The following is a 9793-nucleotide window of genomic DNA, read 5'->3' as shown; positions in this document are numbered from 1 at the left end:
ATGGCAGTGGCGCTTAATTGGTGAAGGTGGCCCTACGCACACTGACTTTATTCATCGCGCATTAATGGCGCTATAAGTTGTGCCCTGGGGCGGCCACGAATAAAGTCATCGGGGTAATAGCCCACATGGCGCGCACCTTGTTTATAAAGCGCTGTCATCCAGGATACAAGTGTTTGCTCTTCTATATAGGGCTGCCCCGGCAAAGACCAGTCGCGCGCCTGCAACTCAAATATAGTGCGAGCAAGGCCATTTCGCTTCTCGGCCACTTTATCCACCAGTCGCTCAAGCCAAGCCTCCGCAACTTCCGGCCGAACTCCTTCCATTAACGGCATAGCCATCACTGCTGCCCAGTCATAAATGGCAAGGAAGTCATCGAAGTTTTGCGCAAACCAGGTTTCGCTGTCGGGCCGAAGCACAGGTAACGCATATATATTGCGCGCCGTCTTTAGGGGCTGGCCTCTTACCGCCTGCGCGCAGTCCAGTAGCTCAATCGTGAAGTCATTCAACGCTTGGGTCTTGTAACGTGTCCAACGTTGAAAGATGTCTTGGTCAGCGCGTAGCTCGTGAATGGTTGACGGCAAGCCCGCTTGTGCATAGGCAGCCAAGGCAGACTCACTTGCGTCTTCATAGTCACTTAACAATGCGTCGTCGTGAAATAAAACGCCATCAAAGTCCGCCGACCCGGCCAGGTCTTCGTAGATTTCACCAACAGTCTCGCGCACACGTTTGCTAAACGGCGATAACCGCAAGTACTGATTCGGATCGGTCATGGGCGGGTGAACCAGCGGCTTGGGGTCAACACGCACCACGCGCTCGAAAGTCGAGTCGAGCGCATACCCCAGCACTGGCATCCAGGCGTATACCGCCACGCCCAGCTGATTACGCAACCGCGTGGCCACATTACCGAATAGGTCGGCCCGAACCGGTAAGTGACGATTAGAGAAGTACAGCTGACGGATCAGCCCATCGCCTACGGGGTCTGCAAACGCCTGCAAGAAAACAGTATTAGCGCCAATAGACGCCACACGAGCAACCAAGGCCTCGAGGTTACGCCCAACCTGAGAGGCATCGCTGTCGTACAGGTAGTCTAGATCGATGTGTATGACGCGCTTGCAATCGCAAGCCTGCCTAGCCCGAAGTACAGGTGGCCAGCCCGGCCATAACGTTAGCAGCGCACCCGACAACAATAACGTACGTCTTGAAAGCATGACAAGCCCCGATAGATATCAGGGCTGTCAGTTCAACATAAGACAACGCCTTATGCCATACGCCTTATTTCATAGGGCACTGCGATACATAGACGTCTTGATGCGCTTCGAGCGGGGTACCCATGAACTTCGGCACCACCTTGTCGCCCGCTTTTTGATATTCGAAAATATAAAAATTCTGGACGGGCATGTTATTGGTGTTGAAGCTGAACGAGCCGCGCACAGACTTGAACTCAGACCCCGCCTCGGGCGGAGCGGCCTGGATCTGCGTAATTTCAGTGGAGTAATCGGTTTGCCCAACCTGGGTGTAGATTTCGTCTACAACCTTACCCTTGTAATAACACCAGTGTTGTCATATGTCTCCTCCTGGTCGGTCATGGTTTTTTTATGGTGACCGCCATGTCGTTTTTATTTAGTCGGCAAGCTCAACCCACACTCGGCCGTTTTCAATCTTGACCGGGTACGAACGGATGTCTTCGGTTAAGGGCTCGCACATGGCTTTGCCGTTACGCACATCGAAACGCCCCTGATGCAAGGGACATTCGATTTCAAAGTCCTCAAGAAAACCGTCGCACAAGCGTGCATGACCATGACTACAGATATTGTCGGTGGCATAAACGGCACCCTCAACACCATAAATAGCAATTTCGCGGCCGCCGGCCTCGACACCGACCACATCATCTTCGGGGACGGCGTCAGCCGCCAGTACATCAATCCATTGCGTCATAAAAACCTCAAATGGGATAAATAATTGAGTTGGGGATCATTTCGGAGTCGTAGATACAAGCGCGCGACTTGAACTTTAGCCCCTTGTCTGTGACAACAATACGATCCAGGTAACGACCCACGTTAAACACCGTGGACTCGCCATCGAGCTTGGTACGGAACACCGCGTAGTTGGCCTCGGACTCGATCACGCCGTTTTCGAAACTGAGAATACGGGGCGCGCCGACGACATGGCGTTGGTAGTAAGGGTCGTGAAACAGCGTTTCGACAATGCCGTAAGCGCGATCTTTGAGCATGTTCTTGCTGATGAACCACATCGTGGCCAGCGGGTAGCCACGCTCGTGGTTTTCGCGCGGCTGCACTTTATATTCACACTCTTCTTCAAAGAACTCGGCCCACTCGTCCCACTTCTCGGCATCGATCACCGAGGCGTAATCCGCGTACAACTTGTTCAGGTCCATATAGGTTTGAACGTCAATCATGCTCAAATCTCCATTTGTTTGCGCCAGTACTCATACATGCCGCGGATCAATGTTTCGGTCACCATGTGCTCGGTATTTTCTACGTCATAGCCGCCCAATTCGGCCACGGCACGGTGATACGGTTTTTGCTCGAAGCCCATTTGCGAAAACTCGATAACCTCGCCATCGTCAGCCGATACGAAGCCTGCCGGGCCGAACAGGTTGGCCTGCACCAGACGACGCTGCGTCATTTCGGGCGTGTCGTCCTCAAAACCAAAGTGCGTCCAGACAAAATCGAAGGAGCCTTCATCGTTGGGTTGAATGTGACGCGTTGAGACGCTATTGACCTGCTGCTGGAAAATCACGCTTGGGAAAATCGTCATCATGACGGCAGTCGGCTCGCCCCACCAGTCTTCGTGCACGATGTCGAGCAAACGTTTGTCTTGCACCTGCATACTTTCTTTAAACGACGTAACCCCCTGGGTGACCTCGTTTTTTGCGCCGGCATTACCACGCGTGGAAATCATGGCGGCGTGGCGGTGACGATCGTCCATACGCAGCGCTGACTTATTGTCGGCACGCCACAAGCCGTAAGTCACGAACCAGGTATGCAACAACCCGGGGTGATAAGGGTCTTTGATGTTCTCTTGCATTAGCTTCCAGTTGCCCGGAATACGCTGACGGTTGTAGCCCAGAATGTGCAGCTTGCGACCATTGAACAGGCGGTCGAAATATTTCAGCATTTCAGGGCCAAGGTAGTCTTCGAAGGACTCGACATCATGATCAAAAGAAGCAAAGACCACACCACCGCGGGTGGCGACCTTCAATTTGTTCAAATTATGGTCTTTGGTCTTGAAGTCTTTCGGCATACCGCCGTGAACTTGGCCGTCTTTTTTCACACCGCGCAAAAAGGGTACGCCCTGCAGGTCGCCTTTCAGGCTGTAGTTCCACTGGTGATAGGGGCAGACCAGTTCTTTGGCATTGCCGTTACGCTTGCGGCAAAATTGCATGCCTCGGTGCGCACAGACGTTTTCAATAACGTTGATACCGCCCTCGGCGTCACGTGTCATGATGACGGAACGTTCTCCAATAAGCGTGCGCTTGAAATCACCCGGGTTGGGGACTTCGGCTTCAAGGCCCACGTAACACCAGTGATTGTTATAAAACAAGCGCTCAAGCTCTTGTTTATAGATGTCTTTGTCGGTGTAGGCCCAAAACGGGATCCGGCTACTGCCTTCACCTTCCCACTTGGGGTCACGAGGAAACACCTCTGGAATAGTACTCATCATCCTCTCCTTGCTAATCGGCGCCGGTTAGCTGGCGCTGGCGTAAAACGCGTCGGCATAAACATGCTCGGGGGCCACCCCTTTACGCGTCACCAATAATGTTGCGGCATCCACCATAGGCGGCGAACCACATAAATAAACCCGAAAATCTTCCAATGACGACCAATCAGCTTCGACTGCGTCGGTCACCAATCCGTTCCGTTGACCGTCTGCTGCGGCCCCCACGGCGACCACCACGCTGACTTTCAAATTGGCATACCGCGCCTGCAACTGGGCCAACACATCGGTGCAATAAACGTCAGTTTGCGAGCGCACACCGAAATACACGTGAATGGGGTTGGTCATGCCGCTTTCGAGAGCCCCACGCACGATGGACAATACTGGCGCCAATCCGGTACCACCCGCAATGCACAACATAGGGCCCTCGTGCTTGCGACGCAAATAGGCTGTGCCCAGTGGCCCTGTAACGCGGACGGCATCGCCTGGCTTCAAGACTTGATCGATATAGCCGCTGACCCGACCGTCGGGGACAATACGAACATGGAACTCAAGGTGGTCATCGGTATACAAACCTGCCATCGAATAAGGGCGAATATGGTCAGGCGTAAATTGAAGCGAGACGTACTGGCCCGGCGAGTATTCGATGGGCTTGGCCGGCTTTAACACGATACGTCGGATGTCGTGAGTGGCTTTTTCGACGGCGACGACTGTTGCCTTGATGATGCGAGCCGGGTGGTTGACCACCTCATCGGGCTCGGGGATTTCGATGGTGCACGACTCGGTAATCGAGCTCATGCAGGCCAGGACATAGTCATCGGCGCGTGGATTGGTGAGCGTTGCCTCTCGGCCCGATTCGAGCACCTGACCCTTGAGCACTTTACAGCGACATGTGCCGCAGCGGCCCGCCATACAACTATATGAAATGGGCACATTGGCGGCGCGCAAGGTTTCCAGAAGATTCACCCCTGAATCGACCGACAGTGTCTGCCCCAACGGCTGGATATGTAACTCCATGATTCGTCTGATAGTTTTTATGGGTTTATACAGGGGATCGAGTATATAGAACGAGACTTCATTAACCTATAGAATGTGATGAATAAGGGCTATAAGCGATGTGAATAATGGACTTGAAAGACATAGATCTAAACCTGTTGGTCGTTTTTAACTACCTGCTGACTGAAGGCAGCGTGTCGGCCGCAGCCGATAAAATGAACCTCAGCCAGCCCGCCGTCAGTAATGCACTCCGGCGCCTTCGCACCCTGACGGGTGACGAGCTGTTCATACGAACCTCTAAAGGCATGGAGCCCACCCCCTATGCGGCGCAATTAGCCGAGCCCATCACGTATGCGCTCAGCACTTTGCACGACACACTAAATCAACGCGCCTCGTTTGATCCGTTGGCCAGCCGCCGAAAATTTGTCATTGCCATGACCGACCTGGGCGAAATTACGTTGCTGCCACGCTTGATGGACTTGCTAAGCCGCACTGCCCCCGGCGTTACGATCAGCACGGTACGCAACACGCACGACAGCCTGAGCACAGAAATGGAAGCTGGGCATGTCGACCTGGCGATTGGCCTGTTACCCCAGTTGAAAACTGGCTTCTTCCAGCAACGCCTGTTCATGCAGCGCTATGTCTGTCTGATGCGGGCCGAGCACCCCTACGCGGGCACAACCATAAGCAGCAAACAGTACTTCGACAGTGAACACGTACAAGTGATCTCGGCCGGCACCGGCCACGCCAAACTGGATGAGATCATCGACAGCACAGACAGCAAGCGCATCGTCAAGCTACTTGTGCCGCACTTTGTCGCGGTCGGCCACATACTCAGCAACACCGACCTGATCGCTACCGTGCCCGAGCTTTATGCCCTGCACTACGCCAAGCCCTTCAACCTTACTTACGTCGACCATCCCATCGCTTTGCCCAAAATTGGCATCAACTTGTTCTGGCACGCCAAATTCCACAAAGAGCCCGGCAACCAATGGCTGCGTAAGATCATCTTCAACCTGTTCTCGGAGGCAGTTCAGGGCGCCCCCGAAAATGCGGTCTAAAACCCAACACAAAAGAAGGGCACTACCTGCGGCAATGCCCCCCCCTTTCCAACCAAGACTTATTTCAACGGGCACTGCGCGTGATAAGCATCTTGGTACGATTTAAACGGCGTACCAATTGTCTTGAGCGTCAAGCGACCCTTATCGTCTTTAACGACTTCCATGACGTGCATCCCCTGCTTCGGAAAGTTGTTGTTGCTAAAGCTGAAATCGCCCCGAACTGAGTCGAAGTCTGCTTCCTTAAGTGCTGCCATGAAAGCAGGTTTATCAGCGACATTCCCTTTGACTTTGGCAATGGCCGAGTCGAGCAACAAGGCAGCGTCGTAACTTTGCGCCGCGTAATTAGACGGAATATGCCCGTACTTTGCCTCGAAAGCCTGAACGAACTGACGGCTTTGAGCATTGTCGAAATCAGGTGCCCAAAAGCCACCGCTGACAATACCCAGTGCCGTATCGCCGATTCCAGCCTGCTGGGCGTCAGGATGTGAATGCCGTAATACCAGCCATACCCTTCGCGCTCACCGCCCGGCGAATGAACACCTGTATCCAGCAAAAAGCAGCTTGGCGGAATCCAGCGCATATTCGTCCACATATCGACTGGCTTGCCATCTTGCTTATATAGCAAGTCGAAAATGCCAGGCACAGAAATGTTGGGCATCCAACGATTACAGTGGATCTCATTGCCAACCTCTTTGAGCACTTGATCGGCACCGACCTGCTCGGGGCTGCCCAAATACCCCAGAGCGCACCCTGATGACGGCACCGGCCAAAATGCCTAACGACGCGCCACAGCATCAGTAACGCTGTCGAGCTTCTCAACCAGAGCCTCGAGCGGCATAGCACCATTAACCCGAGACCCATCGGCAAAGAACAAGGCCGGCGTACCACGAATGGTCATTTGCTGGCCAAGCGCCAGAATATCTTGCACAGGGGTTTCGCACTGCGCTTCGGGCGGCACAACGCCGTCAAGCATCCAGTTGCGCCACGCGGCAACGCGGTCGGGGGCACACCAGATATTACGCGCCTTGTCGTGCGAATCTGGTGACAAGATGGGGTACAAGAGCGTATACACCGTAATGTTGTCGACGTCGGCCAAGGTTTGGTGCAAGCGTTTGCAGTAACCGCAATTGGGGTCTTCAAACGCAACCAGCACGCGTTCGCCATTGCCCTTGACCTGCTTTATCGCCAGATGAAACGGCAACTCGTCAAACGGCACCTGACTTAAATCGGCCAGTCGCTTTGACGTCAAATCAACGCGTGATACCGCATCGATAAGTGAGCCCTGCATCACATAAGACACATCGGCGTCGCTATACAGTAAATCCATCCCTACCTGGACTTCGAAAAGGCCGGGGAAAGGGGTCTCACGCACCGCAGTAATTTCAATCCCCGGGAAACGGGTTTCAAACCGGCCTTTAACATCGGCCAAGAGGTTTGTTGATTGTGTTGGAACAGGCTGCGCGTGCGCCCCCGAATACATGGCACTCAACAAGACGAAACCTACCAGCGCCAAGTAACGCCGAACGACAGAAAACATATGGACTCCAGAAATTGAATCAGAGCATGCGCAAGGACTAGCGCGACGCCCCTTGTATAAGTCGCCGCTTGACCCAGGGCAAACGATCGACTAATTGCATGCCCAGATTACGCACCATGACGACAGGCGGCGCCTGTACCGCAAACAGGCGGTGCAGACCATCGGTTACCGTACGCATGGCCAAAACGGGTTCGGCCCGCGCGCGACGGTAACGCGACAAAACACGCATATCGCCAGGTGACCGGTAAGACTCTTTAGACACCAACACGTGTAAGAGTTCCTGCACATCGCCCAACCCAAGGTTAAGCCCCTGACCAGCCAGGGGGTGAACGCGATGCGCCGCGTCGCCCACAAGCACCACGCCGGGGGCAACCATATCGCTGTACTCGCAAAACAGCGGAAACGCGTACACCGCACTACGAACGGATATCGTGCCCAAATCGTGTCCAGCCAAAACTTTCAGACGCAACGCAAGCCATTCGGCCCGAGCCGCCGCGTCAAGCGCCATCAGGGTATCGGCCTGGTCTTGAGGCATAGACCAGACCAGAGACACCTGATGAGCGTCGGACGTATCGGGCATGGGTAAGAATGCGATGATGCCGTCAGAAGCAAACCATTGAAATGCCGTACCTTGGTGGGGCCGATCGACGCGCAAATGGGTAACTACGCCGGCATAACCATAAGGTTTGGAGTGGTGGGCGATACCTGCGGCCTGACGAACCACTGACTGCCCGCCTTCGGCACCAATGACGAGAGGCGCAGAGATAGACTTGCCCGAGGCAAGGGAAACACCGCGTTGGGCAAAGTTATCAAACCGGTCGTCGAGCCAAGTCACACGAAAGAGCTGAACAGCCTGACGCAACACACGTTCGAGCTCATCAGATTCGATAATCCAGGCCAGTTCTTGGTGCGCAGCCTGCCAAGCGTTCAAGCTTACCTGGCCACTGGCATCACCATAAATTTGCATGGACTCCACCGGGGTAATCCGCTGCTGGTCAAGCATGTCCCATACCCCCTGCTCGGCCAAAAACCGCTGACTAGCCGGAGACAAGGCATACACGCGCGGGCAATACACCCCGGGCGCCTTGGATGGCAAGGGCTGCTTCGGCGCGACAAGCACGGTGTCGAGCCCTGCCCGCGACAACCCCAGCGCCGCTGAAAGCCCAACGATTCCGGCACCGCAGACAACAATCGGGTCACTCATCGTGCCGAAGGCGCTCCGGCCTGCTTGGGCCACAGCACCCACATTTCGCCGGATTGCTTCATACGACCCGCACGCGCGCCAGCCTCGTCACCAAAGCCCCAATAAAAATCAGTTCGGGCTGCCCCCTTGATGGCCGCGCCGGTATCTTGCGCAAACACCAGACGACGCAACGGCTGCTGAGCGGCCGGGTATGTTGTCGCCAGATAAACAAGACTGCCTAACGGAACGAAGGCGGGATCGATAGCAACTGCGCGTTCGCCAATCAGCGGAATACCGTAGGCCCCCTTGGGCCCAAGTTCGGCGTCGGAAATACGCTCTTCACGGAAAAACACCATGGCCGTGTTGGCATTGAGCATTTCTTGAATGCGGCCCGGATTACGCTTTGCCCAAGCCTTTATGTTTTGCATGGAGGTTTGCGCCAACGGCATTTCGCCTTGATCGGCCAACCACTTGCCAATGGACGCATACGGCCGGCCATTGTGATCAGCGTAGGCCAGACGAATGGTTTCGCCATTAGGCAGCAAGGCACGGCCCGAACCTTGAATTTGCAGGAAAAAAGCTTCGACAGGATCATTTGCCCACACAATGACGGGCGGCTGCTTTTCGGCGCCGGCAATCTGGGCGCGGGTGTCGTAGGGCACAACCCGCTTGCCTTCGAGCTTACCGCGCACCCGTTTACCGGCCAGCTCGGGGTAAACCGACCCCAAGTCAATCGTCAGCAGGTCGTCGGGTGCGGCATACAGTGGCCATTGATAGTCGCCGCCACGCGTGCGTGACGCCCGAATGAGAGGCTCGTAGTAACCCGTTACGGTGTTGCGGGCCAACTTGCCTTCGCTATCGAGCAGGCGCCAGGGCTGCAAATGAGTTTGCAGGAACTCGCGCACCCATTGCGTATCGGGCCGACTATTTTCAGGCACACCAGCACGTTCGACCTGCAAGCACACCGGCTGCCAGGCACGGGGTGCGGCGCGCGCCGGCAACGCCAATGAACCGGAAACCGGCCGCATCAGACCTTTACAGTTGTTGACCAAGCCTTTCCAGACCGACGCGAGATCGTCTTCGTTCCAGCCCGGCAAAGCCCCCCAGCCCACGGCCTGAAACTTGCCGGACAGCGGCCGGACGGCGGTTTCCCGCAAAACAGATATATCGGGCACCCGCAGTGGACGCTCGGCAATATCGGGGGTAGGCTCGGCACCGGGCGCAGAAACGGGCGCCTCGGGCGGGACACTGGTACAGGCTGCCAGCAGGACCAGCAGCAGAGGGAGAAGACGTTTTTTCATGAGTCGGCAGAAAGCAAAGACACAAGCCCGGTACAAT

At 55.2% G+C, this 9793-nt stretch carries 10 protein-coding genes and 1 pseudogene; 1 reads left to right on the top strand and 10 read right to left on the bottom strand.

Translation table 11 applies throughout. From position 1 onward, the window contains the following. Positions 1-47: 47 nt before the first annotated feature. The 5 genes from pgaB to PuT2_RS10535 form a co-directional block, all read right to left on the bottom strand. Positions 48-1208: a poly-beta-1,6-N-acetyl-D-glucosamine N-deacetylase PgaB gene (pgaB, locus tag PuT2_RS10555; RefSeq protein ID WP_093971009.1), complete on the bottom strand. Its 1161-nt coding sequence runs from the start codon at positions 1206-1208 to the stop codon at positions 48-50. Between the two features lie 412 nt (positions 1209-1620). After that, positions 1621-1935 (bottom strand): non-heme iron oxygenase ferredoxin subunit, encoded by a 315-nt coding sequence (locus PuT2_RS10550; protein ID WP_093971008.1) that lies wholly within the window; start codon positions 1933-1935, stop codon positions 1621-1623. Positions 1936-1942: 7 nt separating this feature from the next. Next, positions 1943-2416 (bottom strand): aromatic-ring-hydroxylating dioxygenase subunit beta, encoded by a 474-nt coding sequence (locus tag PuT2_RS10545; protein ID WP_093971007.1) that lies wholly within the window; start codon positions 2414-2416, stop codon positions 1943-1945. Between the two features lie 2 nt (positions 2417-2418). Next, entirely contained in the window at positions 2419-3681 is a 1263-nt protein-coding gene (locus PuT2_RS10540) for an aromatic ring-hydroxylating dioxygenase subunit alpha (RefSeq protein ID WP_093971006.1), read from the bottom strand. A 27-nt stretch (positions 3682-3708) separates the two neighbouring features. After that, positions 3709-4695: a 2Fe-2S iron-sulfur cluster-binding protein gene (locus PuT2_RS10535; RefSeq protein ID WP_093971005.1), complete on the bottom strand. Its 987-nt coding sequence runs from the start codon at positions 4693-4695 to the stop codon at positions 3709-3711. 107 nt (positions 4696-4802) lie between these two features. Between PuT2_RS10535 and PuT2_RS10530 the strand changes: the two genes are divergently transcribed. Then, on the top strand, positions 4803-5735 hold the full coding sequence (locus PuT2_RS10530; protein WP_093971004.1) for a LysR family transcriptional regulator: 933 nt from the start codon (positions 4803-4805) through the stop codon (positions 5733-5735). A gap of 59 nt (positions 5736-5794) precedes the next feature. On the opposite strand, the gene PuT2_RS10525 is transcribed toward PuT2_RS10530, so the two are convergent. The 5 genes and pseudogenes from PuT2_RS10525 to PuT2_RS10505 all read right to left on the bottom strand — a co-directional run bounded on the left by PuT2_RS10525 (position 5795) and on the right by PuT2_RS10505 (position 9756). Then, complete coding sequence (locus PuT2_RS10525; protein ID WP_371596737.1) at positions 5795-6196, bottom strand: ABC transporter substrate-binding protein; 402 nt, start codon at positions 6194-6196, stop codon at positions 5795-5797. 32 nt (positions 6197-6228) lie between these two features. After that, a pseudogene (locus PuT2_RS16125) lies at positions 6229-6435 on the bottom strand (aromatic ring-hydroxylating dioxygenase subunit alpha); the annotation flags it as partial. Positions 6436-6510: 75 nt separating this feature from the next. Then, positions 6511-7215, bottom strand: a complete 705-nt coding sequence (locus PuT2_RS10515) for a DsbC family protein (protein WP_370318043.1) — start codon at positions 7213-7215, stop codon at positions 6511-6513. A 94-nt stretch (positions 7216-7309) separates the two neighbouring features. After that, complete coding sequence (locus tag PuT2_RS10510) at positions 7310-8476, bottom strand: FAD-dependent monooxygenase (RefSeq protein WP_093971002.1); 1167 nt, start codon at positions 8474-8476, stop codon at positions 7310-7312. Next, a complete protein-coding gene (locus tag PuT2_RS10505; protein ID WP_093971001.1) occupies positions 8473-9756 on the bottom strand; it encodes a murein transglycosylase A in 1284 nt (427 codons plus the stop codon). Before PuT2_RS10505 ends, PuT2_RS10510 begins: the two co-directional genes overlap by 4 nt. Positions 9757-9793 lie beyond the last annotated feature (37 nt).

Origin of the sequence: Pusillimonas sp. T2 (genome assembly GCF_002236805.1) — a bacterium.
Lineage (GTDB): Bacteria > Pseudomonadota > Gammaproteobacteria > Burkholderiales > Burkholderiaceae_B > Neopusillimonas.
Note: the sequence above shows the minus strand (reverse complement) of the source record. Positions and strands in the feature narration are given on the sequence as shown.

Excerpts from the sequence above, each read along its gene's own strand:
- pgaB (WP_093971009.1), bottom strand. The coding sequence starts at position 1,208 with ATGCTTTCAAGACGTACGTTATTGTTGTCGGGTGCGCTGCTAACGTTA.
- PuT2_RS10550 (WP_093971008.1), bottom strand. The coding sequence starts at position 1,935 with ATGACGCAATGGATTGATGTACTGGCGGCTGACGCCGTCCCCGAAGAT.
- PuT2_RS10545 (WP_093971007.1), bottom strand. The coding sequence starts at position 2,416 with ATGATTGACGTTCAAACCTATATGGACCTGAACAAGTTGTACGCGGAT.
- PuT2_RS10540 (WP_093971006.1), bottom strand. The coding sequence starts at position 3,681 with ATGAGTACTATTCCAGAGGTGTTTCCTCGTGACCCCAAGTGGGAAGGT.
- PuT2_RS10535 (WP_093971005.1), bottom strand. The coding sequence starts at position 4,695 with ATGGAGTTACATATCCAGCCGTTGGGGCAGACACTGTCGGTCGATTCA.
- PuT2_RS10530 (WP_093971004.1), top strand. The coding sequence starts at position 4,803 with ATGGACTTGAAAGACATAGATCTAAACCTGTTGGTCGTTTTTAACTAC.
- PuT2_RS10515 (WP_370318043.1), bottom strand. The coding sequence starts at position 7,215 with ATGTATTCGGGGGCGCACGCGCAGCCTGTTCCAACACAATCAACAAAC.
- PuT2_RS10510 (WP_093971002.1), bottom strand. The coding sequence starts at position 8,476 with ATGAGTGACCCGATTGTTGTCTGCGGTGCCGGAATCGTTGGGCTTTCA.
- PuT2_RS10505 (WP_093971001.1), bottom strand. The coding sequence starts at position 9,756 with ATGAAAAAACGTCTTCTCCCTCTGCTGCTGGTCCTGCTGGCAGCCTGT.